Raw genomic sequence first — 19,037 nt, 5'->3', positions numbered from 1 at the left:
ACGTTGTGGTAGCGCAATGCGACGACCGAGCCGCCCGTCGACTCCGACCACGCCAGCGCGTAATGCTCCTGCGCGGTCTTGCTGGCCGCGTACAGGCTGCGCGGTCGCAGCGCGGCGTCCTCGTCGACCAGCCGCCACCCCAGCTCCTCGCCGCCGACCGGGCAGCGGTGCTCGAAGATCCCGGCGTCCAGGTCCGCGCGCCGCCGCGGCAGCGGGTCGACGGGCCCGTGCTCGGGGCAGTGATAGCGGCCCTGCCCGTAGACCACCATCGACGAGGCCAGCACGAGACGCCGCACGCCCCCGGCGAACATCTGAGCCAACAGCACGGTGGTGGCGAAGTCGTTGTGACCGCCGTAGGCGGGCGCGTCGGCGGCATCCACGCCCGCGCCCACCATCGCGGCCTGGTGGCAGACCAGGTCGACACCGCGCAGGAGCGGGGCCAGCGCGTCGGCATCGCGGACGTCGACCCTTCGGCATCCCGGCGGTAACACCGGGTTCGGCCCATGGGCGGCGGGCAGCAGCGCGTCGACGGCGATCACTTCGTGGCCGGCCGCGCGCAGCGCAGCGTCCACCCGCGATCCGATGAACCCGGCCGCCCCGGTGAGCAACACCCTCACGGCAGCTCCACCGGCAGCGTCACCCCGGCGTGCGCCAGGCAGTGCGTGCAGCCGCGTTCGGCAGTGACCCGGCCGATCGCCGAGGCCACCAGCTTCTTGAACGGCCCGATGTTCTTTTCGAATTGGGCGAACACATCGGTGGCCTTCACGCCCTCGCCCGTCGTGACACCGGCATCCAGATCGGTCACCAAAGCGATTGCCGCATAGCACATTTCGAGTTCCCGAGCCAGCACCGCCTCCGGATATCCGGTCATGTTGACCAGGCCGAAGCCGGCCGAGGCGAACCATCGGCTTTCCGCCCGGGTGGAAAATCGCGGCCCCTGGATCACCACCATGGTCCCGCCGTCGACCACACCGGGCAGGCCGGTGACCGCCGAGCGCAACGTCGGGCAATACGGGTCGGCGAAGTCGACATGGACGGCGCCGGAGTCGAAGTAGGTGTCGGGGCGACCGGTGGTGCGGTCCACCAGCTGGTCGGGCACCACCACGCTGCCGGGCCCGTAGTCGGGGTTCAGGCTGCCGACCGCGCATGGCGCGAAGACCCGCCGCACCCCGAGCTTGCGCAGCGCCCACATGTTGGCCCGGTAGGGGACGGTGTGCGCCGAGTATTCGTGCTTGGCGCCGTGGCGTGGCAGGAATGCGACCTCGTGTCCCGCGACCGCGCCGACCGTGACCGGGGCGCTGGGCTCGCCGTACGGGGTGTCCACGTCGATGTCGCGGACGCCGGACTCGAAGAACGTGTAGAAGCCGCTGCCGCCGATCACTCCGAGCATCCGACCATTGTGGTGCATAGGGCAGGATGCCCTGGTGGCCAGTTTCGCGCAGTGGATCTCGGGGGCTCGGCCGCGAACGCTGCCCAACGCGGTGGCACCGGTGGTCGCGGGCACCGGCGCGGCGGCGTGGCTGCACTCGGCGGTGTGGTGGAAGGCGCTGCTGGCGCTGACCGTCGCGGTCGCGCTGATCATCGGCGTCAACTACGCCAACGACTACTCCGACGGCATCCGCGGCACCGACGACGAGCGGGCCGGCCCGGTGCGGCTGGTCGGCTCGCGGCTGGCCAGCCCGCGGTCGGTGCTGACGGCGGCGGTGACGGGCCTGACCGTCGGCGCGGCGGCCGGCCTGGCGCTGGCGCTGGTGAGCTCGCCGTGGCTGATCGTGGTGGGCGCCGCCTGCATCGCCGGAGCGTGGCTGTACACCGGCGGGTCAAAACCCTACGGGTACTCCGGTTTTGGCGAGGTCGCGGTGTTCGTGTTCTTCGGCCTGGTCGCCGTGCTCGGCACGCAGTACACCCAGGCGTTGCGGGTGGACTGGGTGGGACTGGTGCTGGCGGTGTCGATCGGGGCGCTATCGTCGTCGGTGTTGGTGGCGAACAACCTGCGAGACATTCCGACCGATGCGCAGTCCGGCAAGATCACCCTGGCGGTACGGCTGGGCGATGCCCGCACCCGGCTTCTGTATCAGGCATTGCTGGCGATCGCCGGGGTTATGACCCTGGTGCTGATGCTCGCGACACCGTGGTGCGCAACGGGATTGGCGGCCACGCCGCTGGCCCTGCGCGCCGCGCGGCCGGTCCGATCCGGCCGCGGCGGGCCCGAGCTGATCCCGGTGCTGCGCGACACCGGGCTGGCGATGATCGTGTGGGCGATCGCGGTGGCGGCGTCGTTGGCTGTGCAATCAGGGCTTTGAGTGTGCGCCCAGGGCGCCGCGCGTCGGCGTGTCGCCGCCGTGGATGCACACTCGATGCGAAGCGAGCGGGCCTAGGCGGCCTTGTCGAGCAGCTCCAGGATGGCGGCGCGCAGCTGCGCGGTGTAGACGTGCTCGGTGATCAGGCCGACGGCCGGCTTGTCGCCGCTGCGCATGATGCCCAGTAGGAGATGCGCGCAAGCGATCTCGTTGTCCTTGTGGTGCAACGCTTCTCGCACGGCCAGCTCGACGCATTTCTTCGCGGCGCGGCTGAAGGGGATGTGCCCGCGACGGCGGCGCCGCCGGCCCGAGCGGGGCAGCGCGTTGTCGAACGCGTCGGCGCCGAACGTGCGCGCCACGCTGTCGCGCACCGCGCCCAGGTCGATGCCGATGGCCCGCAGTGCCTCGGCATCCTCGTCGAAGGAATCGTCGGTGCTGGGGGCGGCCTCAAGCAACCGGGCGCGAACGCCGTCGGCGGTCAGGCCGTAGCCGCTCAGCACCCCGGACAGATCGCTGCCCGCGGCCTGCAGGACGCCGAGCAGCAGGTGCTGCGGGGTGATTTCGCGGGTCCGCAGCTCACGGGCCTCCTCCTGGGCGAGCACGACGGCGACCCGGGCTTGACGGGTGAAGCGCTCGAACATGCGTCATCTCCTCCGGTTGTACTTCTGGTGCACGGCCTGCCGGCTCACCCCGAGCGCCTCGGCGATGGCCTGCCAGCTCCAGCCCCGCTCGCGGGCGTTGGCGACGTGGATCGCCTCGAGGCGCTCCTGCAAACGCTGCAGCGCGCGCACCGCGCGCAGGCCTATCGCGGGGTCGGCGTTACTCGCCGCATCGGCGGCCGGCCCCAGGTCGGGCAGGTCGGACAGTTCCGTCATAGACGTCAATGTAACTTGACACAGCGCAGACGTCAATAAAGCTTGACAAAACCGATCCCGGCGCTCATCGATTCCAGCGATCCGATAACAATGAAGGACCGGCGTTGGATCGAGGACTCCCATGAACCAGATCACCACGACCAGTGGGCCCAAGAGCATCGGCTTGCTCAGCGTCGGGGCATACCGGCCCGAGCGCGTCGTCTCCAACGACGAGCTGTGCCGCAACATCGACTCCTCCGACGAGTGGATCCAATCGCGGACGGGAATCAAGACGCGCCGATTCGCCGCCCGCGACGAATCCGCCGCGTCCATGGCGATCGAGGCGGGCCGGCTGGCGATTGCCAACGCTGGACTGGCGCCCAGCGACATCGACGGCGTGATCGTCGCGACCAGCACCCATTTCCTGCAGACCCCGCCCTGTGCCCCGGAGGTCGCGACGGGCCTGGGCGCTGCCGGTGTGCCCGCATTCGACATCGGGGCGGGGTGCGCAGGCTTCGGCTACGCGATCGGCGTTGCGGCCGACATGATTCGGGGTGGCAGCGCCGCCAAGATGCTGGTCATCGGTTCGGAGAAGCTGTCGCCGACGATCGACATGCAGGACCGCAGCAACTGCTTCATCTTCGCCGACGGCGCGGCCGGCGTCGTGGTGGGCGAGACGCCCGTCCAAGGCATCGGACCGACCATCTCGGGCAGCGACGGTGAACAGGTCAAGGCCATCCGCCAGGACATCGACTGGATCGACTACATGGACGAACCGACCGGCCCGCGCCCCTTCCTGCGGCTCGAGGGCAGCGCGGTGTTCCGCTGGGCCGCATTCGAGATGGGCAAGGTCGGCCGACAGGCGATGGACGCGGCGGGAATCCGACCCGACGAGATCGACGTGTTCATCCCGCACCAAGCCAACAGCCGAATCAACGAAGTCCTCGCCAAGAACCTGGACTTGCGCCCGGACGCGGTGATCGCCAACGACATCGAGCACACCGGGAACACGTCCGCGGCGTCCATCCCGTTGGCGATGGCCGAACTCCTGGAGACCGGGGCGGCCAAGGCCGGCGACCTCGCGCTGCTGATCGGCTACGGCGCGGGCCTGTGCTATGCCGCGCAGGTCGTCGTGATGCCCAAGGGCTAACCGCGGGCTCACTCGTCGTGGTCGGCGTCCGCCTCACCGCGCAGCCGGGCCTGCAGCTGTTCTCGCTCGCGGTGGCGGCGTTCGCCCGCGACAGCCAGCGCGGCAGTGGCGCGCCGGCGCAGCGGGGCGAACAGCCAGATGCCCAACGGCATCGCGATGATCAACGCGAACAACGCCGCAACGACGACGGGGAACTGGGTGACCCCGAGCAGACGAGCGATTCCATAGATCGCAGCCGCGACCGCGACCACCAACAGCAACCGCGCGGCCGCGTAAACCAGGACGTCGACGACGACGTGATTTCCGGTGCGCTCGCCCGCACCGGGCCTAGGGTCTTCTGACACAGTGCGAGCCTACGGCGCGGGTATATTCGCTCAAAGGAGGTGTTGAGTGCTCTACCTGCTGCTCGTCCTGGTTTTGGGGACACTGATCTACATTGGCTGGCGCGCGGCGCGGTCCCAGACCCACCGCCCGAAGAGCCGCGTCATCGGACCCGATGACGACCCAGAGTTCTTGCGGCGCTTGGGAAACGACGACAACAACCCTCTGTAGAACCCTCTGTAGCACCCTCCCTAGGCGACGCCCGGGTTGCGCTCGCCGGGGAAGCCATCGGCCACCACGGCCGCCAACTCGGTCAGCGCTTCGCGGGTGGGGCGCCGCAGCTGATCCAGAGCGATCTCCGCGCCCTCTTCCAGATGGGGGTCGAACGGTATCAGCCGCACCGCGCGGCAGCGCCGGGAGAAGTGGTCGACCACCTTGTTCATGTCGACCTTGCCGGTGCGTGACCGCACCGCGTTGATGACCGCGATCGAATTGCGCACCTTCTCCTCGTGACCGTGGGCGTCCAGCCAGTCCAGGGTCGCCGAGGCGGTGCGCGCGCCGTCGATGGATCCCGAGCTGACGACGATCAGCAGGTCGGCCTTGTCCAGCACCGACGACATCACGGAATGCAATAGGCCGGGACCGCAGTCGGTGAGCACCAGGCCGTAGAACCGATCCAGGATGTCCAGGGTGCGGGTGTAGTCGTCGGCGCTGAACGCATCGGAGATCGACGGATCGCTGTCCGACGCAACGATTTCCAGCCCGCTGGGACCCTTCGACGTGTACCGGCGGACGTCGCTGTAGCGCTCGATGGTTCCGGCGTCGTGCAGCAGCTGGCGCACCGTGGCCGACGTCTCCAGCGGGATCTTCTGGCTCAGCGTGCCGTGGTCGGGGTTGGCGTCCACAGCCACCACCCGATCGCCGCGGATCGAGGCGAAGATAGATCCCAGCGTCGCCGTGATCGTGGTTTTGCCCACCCCGCCCTTCAGCGACAGCAGCGCCACCCGATAGGAACCGCGCAACGGCCGGTTGACCTGCGCCACCAGGTTGTTATAGCGGGCGGCCCGCGGGCTCTCCCCCAGGTTGATCAGCTGACCGGACAGCACATACAGCAGCCGGCGCCAGCCCTCCGACGGCGGCGGTTTGACGGGCCGCAGCAGCATGCCGGTGGACAGTTCCGGATAGGGCGTGTGCGGGACATGCTCCGGGCGGTAAGGGGTTTCTTGGCCTGTCAACGGAGGCGCATCGGGCGCGCCGTTGTAGTAGGCACCAAAGGCGGTCGGGTCGACGCGCGGAATACCGGTGACGGGCGTGGGATCCCAGGGCGGCATGCCCGCCGGGGCCGCCGCCGTGGGCGGAGCCGTCTCCTGCCGCTCGGGCGCAGGCACCCGCCGCTCGGTGCGGAACCCGGCGAACGCCCGGGTCGGCGCTTCACCGGAATCCGCCGACGATTCGCCGGCCGGCTGCGCGGACGAGTCCGGGGACCGCAACTCGGTGGTCGGATGTTCGGGCGCCCCCACGCCTGGCTGGTCGGACACGTGCAATCCCCCTTGCTGCAGTTTTATTTGGGTCGGTCGCTAGCTGTCAGCCCACCCCGGCGTAAGAATGCAGGCCCACGGTCACCAGGTTAACGAAGAACAAATTGAAGACCATGGCGACGAAGCCCACCACGTTGATCCACGCCGCCTTTCTGTCCCGCCAGCCCGCGGTCGACCGCGCGTGCAGATACGCCGCGTAGACCACCCACGCGACGAAGGAGACCGTCTCCTTGGGGTCCCAGCCCCAATACCTGCCCCAGGCTTGTTCGGCCCAGATCGCGCCGAAGATGACCCCGAAACCGAACACCGGGAACGCGAAGATCGTTGTGCGATACGCGATGCGGTCCAGGGTCTGGGCGTCGGGGAATCGCCGCACCACGCGTGCCAGCGTGCCTTCGGCCTCGGGGTCACCCAGCCGCGAGGTTCGCAGCAGAAAGAGGATGCTGGCGATGCCGGCAACCAGGAACACGCCGGAACCCAGGCTGACCACCGACACGTGGATGGGCAGCCAGTAGGACTGCAGCGCCGGCATCACCGGGGCGGCGTTGGTGTAGAGCCAGCGCCCGGAAACGGTCAGCAGGATCAGCACCGGCAGCAGCAGGAAAACCCACAGCGGCCGGTACTGCGGGCGGCGCAGTATCACGGCGCCGGCCACCAGGCCGCAGAAGCAGGTCAGGTTGATGAACTCGTACATGTTGCCCCACGGCACCCGCACGGTGGCCAGGCCGCGCAGCACGATGCACGCGAGCAGGAGTCCGATGCCGAGATAGAGCACTGCCAACCCGGCCCGCCCGACGCGTTCGTCGAGCGGCCGCTGGGGGGCGTCGTCCACGATGCCGGGGCTCGCGCTGTCTGCGGCGACCGAACCGGCCAACACCTGCGCGCGGTGGTCCGCGCGGCGGCCGCCGGCTCGGTCGGCTCGGTAGGCCAGCTCGACGGCCAGCAGCAACAACGCGACGACCAGGGCCACCACCGCCGAGGTGAACGCCCAGTCGGAGTAGCGCGCCAGGCCGACGTTGACGTGCAGCGTGTTCATGTGACGTCCACCTGAGAACTCCTTCTGGACGCTGGCTCGCCCAGTCCGTCAAGCAACCGCTGGGTCAATCGCTCGAACTCGTCGCCCCACCCTGAGTTGTCGGTGCGCGCCAGCCCGCCCAATTCGACGTTCACGGTACCGGCCGCGTCGTCGCCGGCCTCAGTGAGCCTGACCCAGACCCGGCGCCGGCGCACCAGCAGCGACACCAACAGCCCGGCCATCATCGAGATGGCGAAAACCAGCACCCATCTCTGGCCTGGGTCGTGGGAGACCTGCAGGTTCACGAATGGCACGGCGCCGTCGAATCGGACGACGGTGCCCGCCGCCGGACCGTGGTCGATCCTGACCTCTTGCCCGGCGCGCAGGTTGACCCTGGCTTCCTTGGTCAGCCGGCCCTGCTGGATCAGCCGCGGGTCGAGGGTGAACAGCGATTGGGGCCGGCCGGTGTCCAGGCCGGTGTCGCCGCGGTAGATGTCGACGGCGACGGCGGGGGCGTTCAGCGCCGGGAACCGCGACGACAACAGCGTGCCGTCCAGCTGCTCGGTCGGCGCCAGCAGGCCCTGGATCGCGATCTCGTGTTGGCGGCGCTCGGCTGGATTGGGGTAGCTGCCGGCGGGCGGGTCGATGCGCACCACGCCCGACGAGAGCAGGGTCAGCGGGTTGTCGGGTCGCCATTGCACGGTCGACGTGCGCGTCTGCCCGTCCGGGAAGGTGACCGTGAAGGTGGGCGCGTAGCCGTGGCCCTGCAGGTACACCCGGTCACCGCCCACCCGCAGCGGGTGGTTGACCTCCAGCCGGTAGGGCCGCCAGCTGTTGGCCGCCAGGTCGCGGCCGGCCTGATAATCGATGTCGGCGGCGAACGAGGTGGCCTGCCCCGACTGCAGGTAGTGCGCCTGAAAGTCGTTGACCCGGATGCACATTGGGTGCAGCGACGTGCCGTCGACGGTGTTGCCGGCGCGGAAAGAGTCGAACGCCGCGGGCGACGCCGAGCAGAAGCCGGGGCCGCCGTCGGCGATGACGATCACGTTGCCCTCGTAGCCGAACAGCTTGCCGACGGCCACCGCGACCAGCAGGCCCAGCAGCGAGAAGTGGAAGACCAGGTTGCCGAATTCGCGCAGATACCCCTTCTCGGCCGACACCTCGACGACTTCGCCTTCATGCCGGATGGCCGTGCGCCAGCCGCGCAGCCGGCGGGCGATGGTGTTCGCCAGCCTGTTCAGCTCCGCGGGCCCGGCGACGATCCGGGTTTCGCCGTGCTTGGGCAGCCGGGCGAGGTTACGTGGGGCCGCAACGGGGGTGGCGCGCAGGCTGCGGGCGTGCTCGATCGTCCGGGGGGTGAGGCAGCCGACCAGCGACACGAACAGCAACACGTAGATGGCGGTGAACCAGAAGCTGGAGAACACGTTGAAGGCCTGCAGCCGATCGAGCCACGGACCGATCACCTTGTGGGTGGCCAGGTACTCGTCGACCTTGCTGGCGTTGAGGTTTCGTTGCGGCAGCAGCGCACCGGGTATCGCGCCGAGCGCGAGCAGGCACAGCAGCACCAGCGCGGTGCCCATCGACGTCAGCGCGCGCCAGGTGTTGCGTGTCCAGGCGAGGAGTTGCCTCAAATCGGCAGCCTCACGTCGGAGACGAACGCGTCGCGCAGCCAGGAGACGAAGTCGTTCCACACCCCGGTGACCAGTAAGGCGCCGACCGCGATCAGCAGCGCGCCGCCGAAGATCTGGATGGCCCGGGTGTGCCGGCGCAGCCAGCCCAGGCCGGCCACCGCCCCCGCCGAGCCGAACGCCAACAAGACGAACGGAATCCCCAGTCCCAGGCAGTAGGCGATCACCAACGCGATGCCGCGCGCCACGTTCGCACCCTCGGTGGCCGAGGCGACGGTGATCACGCCGGTCAGCGTCGGCCCGAGGCACGGCGTCCAGCCGAGCGCGAACACCGCGCCCAGCACCGGCGCTCCGGCCACCGTCGTGAACCGGCGCGGGCTGAACCGGGCCTCGCGCTGCAGCACCGGGACGAGGCCGACGAACACCAGCCCCATGACGATGGTCAGCACGCCCCCAACCCGTTGCAGCGCAAGCTGATTGGTGATCAGCGTGGTGGTCATGCCGAGGACCGCGACGGTGCCGAGCACGAAGACGGCGGTGAACCCGGCCACGAACAGGGCCGCCGACCCGGCGACCCGCCACCGGGCGGCCGGCGGGGCTTTGACGCCGCCGGGCCCAGGCTCTTCGTCCACCCCGACGACCGCGGCCAGGTACGACAGGTAGCCCGGCACCAGCGGGACCACGCACGGCGAGGCGAACGACACCAGCCCCGCCAGCAGGCACACCCCCAGCGCCACCAGCAGCGGCCCGGCGGCGGCGATCTGGGTGAATCCGTTCATCGTTCCTGCGCCACGCGCTGGACCACCGGCCGCAGGTCGTCGGCCAGCAGCTCACGCAGGAACACCGCCGCGACCCGGTGTTGGCGGTCCAGCACCAGAGTGGACGGGATGACGGTGGTGGGGTACTTGCCCCCGAAGGCGATCAAGGTACGCATCGCCGGGTCGTAGATCGACGGGTAGGTCACGTGCCGGTCGTCGACGAAGTCCAGGGCGGCTTGGCGATTGTTGTCGCGCGCGTCGATGCCAAGGAAGGACACCCCGGAGCCGCGGGTGGCGTCGTACACCCGCTGCAGTTGATCGACCTCGGCCCGGCACGGCCCGCACCACTGCCCCCAGACGTTGACGACGACGACGTTGCCGGCGAAGGTTTGGTCGGCCAGCGAGATCGTGTGCGCCGGATCCGCGAGGTCCGGCCCGGTCAGCGGGCCCGGGCGGCCGCGGCTTGCGGGCGGGTCGTAGAAGATGTCGGTCTTACCGCCCGGCGACACGAATTCGAAGGTGCCGCCCTGGGCTACCGCGTCGCGGCCCGAGCAGCCGGCCAGCAGCATGGCGACCAAGCCAGCCACCACCGCCCCGGCCATTGCCAGCCACCGCACGCTCAAGAGCTCTCCGGCTGGAAGTATTCGACGTCGACCAGCCGGTCGCCGTCGTAGACCAGCGTGGTCACCGACGCCAGCCCGCATTCCCGCCGGCGCGGGTCGTGCCAGAGCCGCCTGCCGGTCAGGTGCAGCCGCAGCGTCCACACGGGGAGTTGATGGCTGACGCACACCACCTCGTGGCCGGCGCCCCGGGCCCGCGCCTTGTCCACCGCGGTAGTCATCCGGGCCGCGATCTCGGTGTACGGCTCGCCCCAGGACGGGGTGAACGGGTTGCGCAGCTGCCACCAAAACCGCGGGTCGCGCCAGGCGCCGTCGCCGGGGCCGACGCGCCGTCCTTCGAAGAAGTTGGCCGATTCGATCAGGTCGGGGTCGGTGTCGACGGGCAGGTTGTGCTTCGCGGCGATGGGCGCGGCCGTTTCCTGGGCCCGCTGCAATGGGGAGGAGATCACCGCGACGACGTCGCGGTCGGCCAGCGCGTCGGCGACCGCCTGCGCCTGCGCCCGGCCCGTGTCGGACAGGTGAAATCCGGGCAGCCGGCCATAGAGGACCCCGCTGGGGTTGTACACCTCGCCGTGCCGCACCACATTGACGCGGGTCTGCTCGGCCATCAGGGTCCGTCCTTCCGGGCGGCCGCTTGGGCGGCGGTCGGCAGCGCGGCGGCGATCCGGTCGAACGCGGCGTCGTCCAGAGCCGCCGAGACGAACCACGCCTCGAAGGCACTGCACGGCGGGTAGACGCCGGCGTCCAGCAGGGAGTGGAAGAACGGCGGAAACCGCCAGGTCTGGCTGGCGCGGGCGGACGCGAAATCGGTCACCGGGGTATCGGAGAAGAACACGCTGAGCATGTTGCCGGCCCGCGGAATCTGATGCGGCACACCGGCTTCCGTCAACGCCTCGGAAAGCAGGCCGGCCAGCCGGTCGGCGTTGGCGTCCAGAGTGGCGTAGACCGCGGCGTCGGCGGTGCGCAGCGTGGCCAGCCCGGCGGCCATCGCCACCGGGTTGCCCGACAGCGTGCCGGCCTGATACACCGGTCCCAACGGCGCCAGCCGCTCCATCACCTCGGCCCGCCCGCCGAACGCGGCGGCCGGCAGCCCGCCGCTCATCACCTTGCCGAACGTGAACAGGTCGGCGTCCACGGGATCGATTCCGTACCAACCACTTCGGCTGACCCGAAACCCCGTCATCACCTCGTCGACGATCAGCAACGCACCGTTCTGGGCGGTGATCGCGCGCAGCGCCGCGTTGTAGCCCGGCGCGGGCGGCACGACCCCCATGTTGCCGGGGCTGGCCTCGGTGATCACCGCCGCGATCTGGTCGCCGTGCCGCGCGAACGTGTCGCGCACAACGTCAATGTCGTTGTAGGGCAACACGATTGTGTCGGCCGCGGCGGCGCCGGTGACCCCGGGCGAGGACGGCAGGCCCAGCGTCGCCACCCCGGAGCCAGCGTCGGCGAGCAACGCGTCGACGTGCCCGTGGTAGCAGCCGGAGAACTTGACGATCTTGGCCCTGCCGGTGAAGCCGCGGGCCAGGCGGACCGCGCTCATGGTGGCCTCGGTGCCGGAGTTCACCAGCCGGATCCGCTCGACCGGCGTCACCCGGCCGATGATTTCGGCGGCCAGCTGGGTCTCGGCCGGAGTCGGCGCCCCGAAGGACAGTCCGTTGGCGGCGGCCTTGGCGACGGCGTCGACGACGGCCGGGTGGGCGTGGCCGAGGATCATCGGACCCCACGAGCACACCAGGTCCACGTAGCGGTTGCCGTCGGCGTCGGCGAGCCAGCATCCGCGCGCCTCGGTGATGAAGCGCGGCGTGCCGCCCACCGCCGTGAACGCGCGCACCGGCGAGTTCACCCCGCCGGGAATGACCGCGCACGCATCGTCGAACAGAGCCGCCGAGGTCCTCACAGCCCCTCCAGTCTGAGGGGCGGCCTGGTCAGTGCTGCCCATGGCAACCAGTGTTCCAGCCTCCGCGCGCAGATCAACTACAGGGTGTAAGAGTTGGCTCCGCCACAATCGACTGGTGACTCGGGAGACGGCCGTCGAGATCGCCCGTGGCAGGGTTGCCGCGGTCCGCGACGACCCGGATGCGCGGCTGGCGCTGATGCGCGAGCTCTACGAAGTCCCGCGGCGGGTGGACCGGGGCCACCTGCCGTATCGGCTGGCGGCCTCGGCCTTTATGGGCTGGCAGCTGCGACGCGGGCTGCTCAACCCGCCCGACGGGTCCGCCCCGGGCAGCCCCTGGTGGCGCGCGATGAACGAACGCCTGCTGTGCGACGGCTGGGAAGCCCGCGCCCTGGCGTTCGGGCATGCCGGCGATCCCAGCTCCCCCGCGGTCGCCGCAACACTCGAGTTCATCCGGCGCCCGTCCGCGCGGCGCTGGTACCGGGCACACAACATCAGCGTCGTCAGCGCCTACCTCGACCACCGGGATCTCGCGTCGCGCGAGTCCCGCGTGGAACGCTTCTTCATCAACCTGGTGCTGATGCGGGTCCTCTACGCCCACGCGCTGGTCGCCGCGCCCCGGCTCGCGCTCGGCTGGCTGGCGTTCGCGGGTCGGCCCCTCGGGGATCCGCGATTGGGCATGACCGGCATCTTCCTGTCGCTGTCGCGGGTGCTGCCCGACCGCTACCCGCTCGGCGACGACCTGGCTCCCTATCTGCGGGCCGAACACGGAGTGGCGCATCTGCTCGACGTCGGGGTCATCCAGCCCCGCGTCGAGCCCCTCTACGACTGGTCCGCCGGCGCCCTCGCCATTCCGGGGCTGCGGCGGCTGCTGACCGACGGGACGCCGTGCTACGCCTGGCCCGCGGACGACCGGCAGCCATGGCATCCGCCGCCGTCGCGGCCGGCTCGGTTGGCGCGCACGCTGGTGCCCGCGCCGCGCCGCATGGGTTGAAGTCGGCCGTCGGGGGCGGGTTGGATGGTGGCATGCAATTGCCACAGCGGCTCGCCCGCTTCAACCGTCACGTAACCAACCCCATTCAGCGGATGTGGGCCGGCTGGCTGCCGCCGTTCGCGATCGTCGAGCATGTCGGACGGCGCTCCGGAAAGCCTTACCGCACACCGGTGAATGCGTTCTACACCAGCGTCGACGGCAAGCCCGGGGTAGCGATCGTGCTGACCTACGGCCCGGATCGCGACTGGCTGAAGAACCTCGACGCGGCCGGAGGCGGCCGGATGCGCCGCAATGCCAAGACTTTCGGCATCACCGACCCGCGAGTCGTCAGCAAGGCCGAGGCGGCCCCGCACGTGGAGGGCGCATGGCGGGCCGCTTTCGCCAGGCTGCCGTTCGAGCAGGCGGTGCTGCTCACGAAGACTGACTGACGGGACCGACTAACGGGACCGACCGAGCTATTGCGCTGCGCGCGCGGCGATTCGGCCGCGGGCCCGGGCGGCGATGTACAGGCCGATGACCACCGCCCACGACAGCAGCGACAGCCAGAGCTGACTGCGCGCCGAGCGGTCGAACGCCATCTGCACCAGCACCGCGGTGATCCCGGCGAGGGTGAAAACCGATAGCACCGGGAAGAGCCACATCTTCACCCGCAGCTTTTCCGGCGGTGTCCGGCGGCGCAGGATGATCTGTGACAGCGCGATCAGCCAGTAGACGAACAAGATGACGGCGCCCGACGAGTTGAGCAGGAACAGAAACACCGTGCCGGGCGCCAGCCACGCCATCACGACGCAGCCGAATCCGATGGCCGACGAAAACAGGATGGCGAGGTGCGGCACGCCACGCCGGCTCAGCCTGACCAGTCGAGCCGGCGCCTCATGCCGGTCGGCGAGGACGAACAGCATCCGCGACGCCGTGTAGAGGCCCGAGTTGAGGCACGACAGCACGGCGGTGAGCACCACCGCGTTCATCACCTGACCCGCGGCGGGCAGACCCATGCGTTTGAGCGCGGCGACATACGGCGAGGCGCCCACCTCGACCGAATTCCACGGCAGGATCACGACAAGAAGAAAGACCGAGCCGACGAAGAAGACCGCGATGCGCGCGACGACCGATCGCGTCGCCCGCTGGACGGCGAGCTCGGGATCGCGGCTTTCGGCGGCGGCGACGGTGACGATCTCGGCGCCGACCATCGAGAAGATCACCACCACGATGGCTGCGAAGACCGCGCCCACGCCCTTCGGGAAGAATCCGCCGCGCGACGTGAGGTTGGAGAAGTCGGCGTGGTGGCCGGGGAGGAATCCCAGCGCGAACACAGTGCCGACGACGAGGAACACCGCGATCGTCGCGACTTTGATTCCGGCGAACCAGAATTCGAATTCGCCGAAGGACGTCACCGAAAACAAGTTCGTCGCCGTCATCAGCAGCATCAGGCACAGCGACAACAGCCACAGCGGCGCGTGAAACCAGTAGCCCAGCACCTTCCCGCCGGCGACCGCCTCGAAGCCGACGACGATCACCCAGAAGTACCAATACAGCCAGGCGACCGAAAAACCCGCCCAGCCGCCCAGCGCCCGCCCCGCGTAGTCGGCGAACGATCCGGTCGACGGGTTCGCGGCGGCCATCTCCCCCAGCATGCGCATCACCAGAACGATCAGCAGACCGCACAACGCATACGTCAGGAACGCGGCGGGCCCCGTATCGCGGATCACCACGCCCGACCCGACGAACAGCCCGGCGCCGATCACCCCGCCGAGCGCGATCATGCTGAGCTGCCGTTGCGACAACCCTTGGCGCAGTTGCGTTGTGCTGGCCATGGTTAACCACAGCACATCGGTGGGCAGGGCGGCAATCGGGCCGGCCGGCGACGCGTCAATGGGGTTCGTCGTCGTCTTGGCCGCGGAGGAATCGTTCAGGGTGATGAAACGCGTTGGTTCGGGGCTGGCCACGATCGAGGTGTGCCGGCGGTAGCCATTCCGTGCAGCCCCTGGCGTTGGTGCGGGTGGTCCAGCCCTTTTCGACGAGCCGGTTATCGGGTCCGCAGGCCAAGGTGAGGTCATCGATGTCGGTGCGACGCGTTCTGGCCCAGCCGCGGACATGATGCACCTGGCTGTGGTAGGCCGGTGCGTCGCAGCCCGGCCTCGTGCACCCACGATCCCTGGCGTACAACATGATTCGCTGCGCCGGGGAGGCCAACCGCTTGGCGTGGTAAAGCGCCAGCGGTTTGGCGTTATCGAAGAGCGCCAAGTAGTGATGGGCGTGGCCGGCCCAGCGGATCACATCCGACATCGGCACCAGGGTTCCCCCACCGGTGAGCGCCTTGCCCGCGGCTGCCTCCAGTTCCTGCAGCGTGGCGGTCACGACGATCGACACCGGCAGCCCATTGTGCTGGCCCAGCTCGCCCGAGGCGAACAGGGCGCGCAGCGCGGCCAGCAAGGCGTCATGGTTGCGTTGGGCTTGGGACCGGCTCTCGCGGCGCACCGCATCCTCGTCGGGTTCCTGGTCGACGACAGGGATTTCGTCTTCGGGGTTGCAGGTGCCCGGAGCGGCCAGCTTGGCCAGCATGGCCTCGATGGCCGCCCGCAATTCCGGGGTGACCATGCCGCTGAGGCGCGACATCCCGTCGTATTCCTGCTTGCCCAAGGTGATGCCGCGCTTGCGGGCGCGTTCGGCCTCGCTGAACTCCCCGTCGGGGTGCAGCCAGTCCATGATGCGCTGGGCGTATCGGGCCAACTCATCGGGGCGATAGTCGCCGGCCTTGGCCGCCAGATCGGCATCGGCGGCCTCGCGGGTGCACACGTCCACCTCGGCGGGCAAGTGGGCGAAGAAGTCGCGGATCACCCGCACGTGTCCGTCGCCGATCAGCCCCGCCCGCTGGGCGATCGCGGTGGCATTCAATCGCGGCGCCAACGGCTCCCCGGTCAACGCCCGCCGCGGCCCGAGATCTTGGGCTTCCGCGATGCGCCGGGCCGCCTCGGCCTTGGTGATGCGCAGCCGGTCTGCCAGCGCCGAGCGCAGCGTGCCGCCCAATTCTTCCGGGCCGGCTTGGGCGCCGACTTGGTTGATCAGCGTGTGCTGCGGGGCCCGCAGCCGCCGCACCACCCGCTCCAGACGCCCGACGGCGCGCAACACCTCCGGGCTGGTGAACGCGTCAAAGGATAACTCGCACAAGCGATCCAGGTCGGCATCAAGCGCGTCGAAGACCTCGACGATCTCCTCACGCGTGCTCGAACCCATACCGGCATCCTAGGAACGCCCACCGACAAGAAACGCCGTCCTGGGACCACTGAAACCAAAGTGACACAAGGGATTACAACAATATCTACGGCGAACCGAAATCCCGGCGATGCGCCCCCGCCCTGTGGACAAACCCGCGACTGTGGATTGTTCGTCGCCGCACAGACGGGCCGACGGTCCCTTGTCCGCCACCGCGAAACCCGCGCGGCGCGAGGCGGGCTCAGAAATGCAAGTCGCGCTCGCGGATCAGCGCGGTGGCGAGCACGCTGATCGCCGCCGTCGCAACGAGATACCCGCATGCCAACCACGGCTTGCCACCGGCCGCCGCGATCAGCGCGGTGAGGATCATCGGGGTGACCCCGGAGGCGTAGATGCCGGACACCTGGTAGACGAACGACAAACCGGTGTAGCGAGTGCGCGTCGGATACAGCGCGGAGTACAGCGTGCCCTGCGCGCCGTAGAGCAGCGCGTGCACCACACCGAAAACCACGACCATCGCCAGCCCGAACCAGAGCAGGTTCTTGGTGCCGAACAAGGCGAACGCGGGAAAGGCCGCCAGGCCGTAGCAGATCACGCCGGCGAGATACACCCGCCGCGCGCCGTAGCGGTCGGTCAGAACCCCCGATACGGGTAGCAGCACCGCCATCAGCAGGGCCGCGATGGTCACCACGACCAGGACCGACACCCGGTGCAACCCCAACGCGCCGGTGGCGTAGCTGATCGCGAATACGCCCCAGGTGTTGAACGCCGAACCCTCCGCCCAGCGCGACAACAACCCGAGCACGGTGTTGCGCCGAGACCGCGGTTCGCGGACGATCTCGCGGATCGGCACGCTGGATGCGGCCTCGGCCTCGGCCAGCTCGCGGAAAGCCGGGGTTTCCTCGACGCGCAACCGCACCACGATCCCGATCACGACCAGCACCAAGCTCAGCAGGAACCCGATCCGCCAGCCGTAGGCGAGGAACCGGGCCGAACCCAACACGATCTGCAGGTACGCGAATATGCCTGTGCCCAAAGCCAATCCGAGCGCCAGGCCGACCTGGGGAACCGCGCCGAAGCGGCCGCGCCGGTGCCCCGGGCTGTGTTCGACGGCCAGCAGCACCGCGCCGGCCCACTCGCCGCCGAGCGCGAAGCCCTGCAGGATGCGCAGCACCAACAGCAGGATCGGTGCCCAGGCGCCGATCTGCGCCGCGGTGGGCAGCACCCCGATCAACGCCGTCGCGCCGCCCATGATCAGCATGGTCAACGCCAGGCTGCGCTTCCGGCCGATCCGGTCGCCGATGTGGCCGAACACCAGCCCGCCGATCGGGCGCATGACGAACCCGACGGCGAACGTCGCGAACGCCAGCAGGGTGCCGACCAGGGAGCTGGCGTCGGGAAAGAAGACCTTGTTGAAGACCAGGCCGGCCGCGGTGGCGTAGAGGAAGAAGTCGTACCACTCGACGGTGGTGCCCAGCAGGCTTGCCGCGATGACCATGCGCAGCCGCCGTCGTCGCTGGACGTCGGATTCGTCGTGACTTACCGGCGCGGCGATCCCCGCGTCGGGCAACGTGGTTGCCATCGCTAGTGCGCCGATGCGATCGCGAACGGCGTCGTCGCGGCCGGCCGTGACTGTCGGCTGGGATGCTTCCACATGCCCATCCGCTCCAGCAGCGGCAGCACGCCCTCGCCGAACCAGTAGGCCTCTTCCAGGTGCGGATAGCCCGACAGGATGAAGTGGCTGATGCCCAGCTGCGCGTACTCGGCCAGCCGTTCGGCGACCTCGGCGTGCGACCCGACCAGGGCGGTGCCCGCTCCGCCGCGGACCAGCCCCACCCCGGCCCACAGGTTGGGCCCGACTAACAGCCGGTTGGTGCTGCCGCCGTGCAAGTCCAGCATCCGGCGCTGACCCTCGGATTCGCTGCGCGCCAGGCTGGCCTGCACCCGTTCGACGTCCGCCGGGTCGACGGCCGCCAACAGCCGGTCGGCCTCAGCCCACGCTTGCTCGGAGGTGGGACGGCTGATCACGTGAATTCGCAAGCCGTACCGCAGAACCCGGCCGGCATCGACGGCCAGCCCCCGAATCCAGTCCAGCTTCTGCGCGACCGCCGCGGGCGGCTCACCCCAGGTGAGATAGACGTCGGAGTACTTGGCCGCCACCGGCCCGGCGGATCCCGACGATCCGCCGAAGAACACCGCGGGTATCGGGTTGGGTGGGTTGTTCAGCTGCGCGCCCTCGACGCGGATGTGGTCGCCGGCGAAGCTCACCGGCTCGGTCGAGGTCCACAGCTGGCGCACCACATGCAGGAACTCGGCGGTGCGGGCATACCGCGACTGCTTGTCCAGGAAATCCCCGTACGCGCGCTGCTCGTGCGGTTCGCCACCGGTGACGACGTTGAGCAGCAGCCGTCCATCCGAGTGCCGCTGGAAGGTCCCGGCCATCTGCGCGGCCAGGGTCGGGCTGAGCAGCCCGGGACGGAACGCCACCAGGAACTTCAGCGCGTCGGTGCCCTCGATCAACGTCGCCGTCGTCAACCACGCGTCCTCACACCACAATCCGGTGGGCGTAAGCACCGCCTCGAAGCCGTTGTCCTCGGCGGCCGCGCAAATCTGGTGCAGGTAACGCAGCGTCGCAGGCCTGTCGCCGTGCATCGCGGTGCCGTGCCCGCCCGCGACCAGATTTCGGGAATCGCCGTAGGTCGGCAGAAACCAGTGAAATGCCAGGCTCATTCAATCCTCTTTCGGTCAG

The 19,037-nt window shown here is 69.5% G+C and carries 21 protein-coding genes; 5 read left to right on the top strand and 16 right to left on the bottom strand.

Annotation, left to right across the window (positions count from 1 at the left end; translation table 11 throughout):
• Both A5747_RS09340 and A5747_RS09335 read right to left on the bottom strand, forming a co-directional pair.
• A partial coding sequence (locus A5747_RS09340) for an NAD(P)-dependent oxidoreductase (protein ID WP_142245502.1) occupies nucleotides 1–617 on the bottom strand: 617 nt, incomplete at its 3' end.
• On the bottom strand, nucleotides 614–1,390 hold the full coding sequence (locus tag A5747_RS09335; protein ID WP_233147996.1) for an S-methyl-5'-thioadenosine phosphorylase: 777 nt from the start codon (nucleotides 1,388–1,390) through the stop codon (nucleotides 614–616). The genes A5747_RS09340 and A5747_RS09335, both read right to left, overlap by 4 nt.
• A gap of 34 nt (nucleotides 1,391–1,424) precedes the next feature.
• On the opposite strand from A5747_RS09335, the gene A5747_RS09330 reads away from it, so the two are divergent.
• Nucleotides 1,425–2,303 (top strand): 1,4-dihydroxy-2-naphthoate polyprenyltransferase, encoded by an 879-nt coding sequence (locus A5747_RS09330; protein ID WP_076123528.1) that lies wholly within the window; start codon nucleotides 1,425–1,427, stop codon nucleotides 2,301–2,303.
• A 71-nt stretch (nucleotides 2,304–2,374) separates the two neighbouring features.
• Here the strand turns inward: A5747_RS09330 and A5747_RS09325 are convergent, their stop codons facing one another.
• Both A5747_RS09325 and A5747_RS09320 read right to left on the bottom strand, forming a co-directional pair.
• Nucleotides 2,375–2,941 (bottom strand): Clp protease N-terminal domain-containing protein, encoded by a 567-nt coding sequence (locus A5747_RS09325; protein WP_076123527.1) that lies wholly within the window; start codon nucleotides 2,939–2,941, stop codon nucleotides 2,375–2,377.
• 3 nt (nucleotides 2,942–2,944) lie between these two features.
• Entirely contained in the window at nucleotides 2,945–3,175 is a 231-nt protein-coding gene (locus tag A5747_RS09320) for a helix-turn-helix domain-containing protein (RefSeq protein ID WP_076123526.1), read from the bottom strand.
• A gap of 121 nt (nucleotides 3,176–3,296) precedes the next feature.
• Between A5747_RS09320 and A5747_RS09315 the strand changes: the two genes are divergently transcribed.
• Nucleotides 3,297–4,304 carry a beta-ketoacyl-ACP synthase III gene (locus A5747_RS09315; protein WP_076123525.1) on the top strand — a complete coding sequence of 336 codons (1,008 nt, stop codon included), beginning with the start codon at nucleotides 3,297–3,299 and terminating at the stop codon, nucleotides 4,302–4,304.
• Nucleotides 4,305–4,312: 8 nt separating this feature from the next.
• On the opposite strand, the gene A5747_RS09310 is transcribed toward A5747_RS09315, so the two are convergent.
• Nucleotides 4,313–4,648, bottom strand: coding sequence for a DUF4229 domain-containing protein (locus A5747_RS09310; RefSeq protein ID WP_076123524.1), 336 nt, complete (start codon nucleotides 4,646–4,648; stop codon nucleotides 4,313–4,315).
• Nucleotides 4,649–4,694: 46 nt separating this feature from the next.
• On the opposite strand from A5747_RS09310, the gene A5747_RS24780 reads away from it, so the two are divergent.
• Complete coding sequence (locus A5747_RS24780) at nucleotides 4,695–4,856, top strand: hypothetical protein (RefSeq protein WP_139329607.1); 162 nt, start codon at nucleotides 4,695–4,697, stop codon at nucleotides 4,854–4,856.
• A gap of 20 nt (nucleotides 4,857–4,876) precedes the next feature.
• Here the strand turns inward: A5747_RS24780 and A5747_RS09305 are convergent, their stop codons facing one another.
• From A5747_RS09305 to hemL, 7 genes are all read right to left on the bottom strand, one after another.
• On the bottom strand, nucleotides 4,877–6,115 hold the full coding sequence (locus tag A5747_RS09305) for a MinD/ParA family protein (RefSeq protein WP_233147998.1): 1,239 nt from the start codon (nucleotides 6,113–6,115) through the stop codon (nucleotides 4,877–4,879).
• A gap of 94 nt (nucleotides 6,116–6,209) precedes the next feature.
• Nucleotides 6,210–7,199 (bottom strand): c-type cytochrome biogenesis protein CcsB, encoded by a 990-nt coding sequence (ccsB, locus tag A5747_RS09300; protein WP_076123522.1) that lies wholly within the window; start codon nucleotides 7,197–7,199, stop codon nucleotides 6,210–6,212.
• A complete protein-coding gene (locus tag A5747_RS09295; RefSeq protein WP_076123539.1) occupies nucleotides 7,196–8,758 on the bottom strand; it encodes a cytochrome c biogenesis protein ResB in 1,563 nt (520 codons plus the stop codon). The genes ccsB and A5747_RS09295 overlap by 4 nt, the downstream gene beginning before the upstream one ends.
• Before the next feature lie 47 nt (nucleotides 8,759–8,805).
• The gene (locus tag A5747_RS09290) at nucleotides 8,806–9,585 is read right to left on the bottom strand and encodes a cytochrome c biogenesis CcdA family protein (RefSeq protein ID WP_076123521.1); all 780 of its coding nucleotides are present in this window, start codon (nucleotides 9,583–9,585) and stop codon (nucleotides 8,806–8,808) included.
• Nucleotides 9,582–10,166 carry a TlpA disulfide reductase family protein gene (locus tag A5747_RS09285; protein ID WP_076123538.1) on the bottom strand — a complete coding sequence of 195 codons (585 nt, stop codon included), beginning with the start codon at nucleotides 10,164–10,166 and terminating at the stop codon, nucleotides 9,582–9,584. Before A5747_RS09285 ends, A5747_RS09290 begins: the two co-directional genes overlap by 4 nt.
• Nucleotides 10,167–10,183: 17 nt before the next feature.
• Entirely contained in the window at nucleotides 10,184–10,792 is a 609-nt protein-coding gene (locus tag A5747_RS09280) for a histidine phosphatase family protein (protein WP_076123520.1), read from the bottom strand.
• The gene (hemL, locus tag A5747_RS09275) at nucleotides 10,792–12,126 is read right to left on the bottom strand and encodes a glutamate-1-semialdehyde 2,1-aminomutase (protein WP_076123519.1); all 1,335 of its coding nucleotides are present in this window, start codon (nucleotides 12,124–12,126) and stop codon (nucleotides 10,792–10,794) included. Before hemL ends, A5747_RS09280 begins: the two co-directional genes overlap by 1 nt.
• A 73-nt stretch (nucleotides 12,127–12,199) precedes the next feature.
• Here hemL and A5747_RS09270 point away from each other — a divergent pair, with 73 nt between their 5' ends.
• Both A5747_RS09270 and A5747_RS09265 read left to right on the top strand, forming a co-directional pair.
• Nucleotides 12,200–13,075: a hypothetical protein gene (locus A5747_RS09270; protein WP_369805037.1), complete on the top strand. Its 876-nt coding sequence runs from the start codon at nucleotides 12,200–12,202 to the stop codon at nucleotides 13,073–13,075.
• A 32-nt stretch (nucleotides 13,076–13,107) separates the two neighbouring features.
• The gene (locus tag A5747_RS09265; protein ID WP_076062783.1) at nucleotides 13,108–13,503 is read left to right on the top strand and encodes a nitroreductase family deazaflavin-dependent oxidoreductase; all 396 of its coding nucleotides are present in this window, start codon (nucleotides 13,108–13,110) and stop codon (nucleotides 13,501–13,503) included.
• A gap of 27 nt (nucleotides 13,504–13,530) precedes the next feature.
• Here A5747_RS09265 and A5747_RS09260 read toward each other — a convergent pair whose 3' ends face one another.
• From A5747_RS09260 to A5747_RS09245, 4 genes are all read right to left on the bottom strand, one after another.
• Nucleotides 13,531–14,889 carry an amino acid permease gene (locus A5747_RS09260; RefSeq protein ID WP_076123536.1) on the bottom strand — a complete coding sequence of 453 codons (1,359 nt, stop codon included), beginning with the start codon at nucleotides 14,887–14,889 and terminating at the stop codon, nucleotides 13,531–13,533.
• A 55-nt stretch (nucleotides 14,890–14,944) separates the two neighbouring features.
• Nucleotides 14,945–16,309, bottom strand: coding sequence for an HNH endonuclease signature motif containing protein (locus tag A5747_RS09255; protein WP_076123518.1), 1,365 nt, complete (start codon nucleotides 16,307–16,309; stop codon nucleotides 14,945–14,947).
• Between the two features lie 220 nt (nucleotides 16,310–16,529).
• Nucleotides 16,530–17,870 carry an MFS transporter gene (locus A5747_RS09250; protein WP_076123517.1) on the bottom strand — a complete coding sequence of 447 codons (1,341 nt, stop codon included), beginning with the start codon at nucleotides 17,868–17,870 and terminating at the stop codon, nucleotides 16,530–16,532.
• Between the two features lie 2 nt (nucleotides 17,871–17,872).
• Nucleotides 17,873–19,018, bottom strand: a complete 1,146-nt coding sequence (locus A5747_RS09245) for an LLM class flavin-dependent oxidoreductase (protein ID WP_076123516.1) — start codon at nucleotides 19,016–19,018, stop codon at nucleotides 17,873–17,875.
• Between the last annotated feature and the right edge of the window lie 19 nt (nucleotides 19,019–19,037).

Source organism: Mycobacterium sp. IS-836 (assembly GCF_001954275.1).
Lineage (GTDB): Bacteria > Actinomycetota > Actinomycetes > Mycobacteriales > Mycobacteriaceae > Mycobacterium.
Note: the sequence above shows the minus strand (reverse complement) of the source record. Positions and strands in the feature narration are given on the sequence as shown.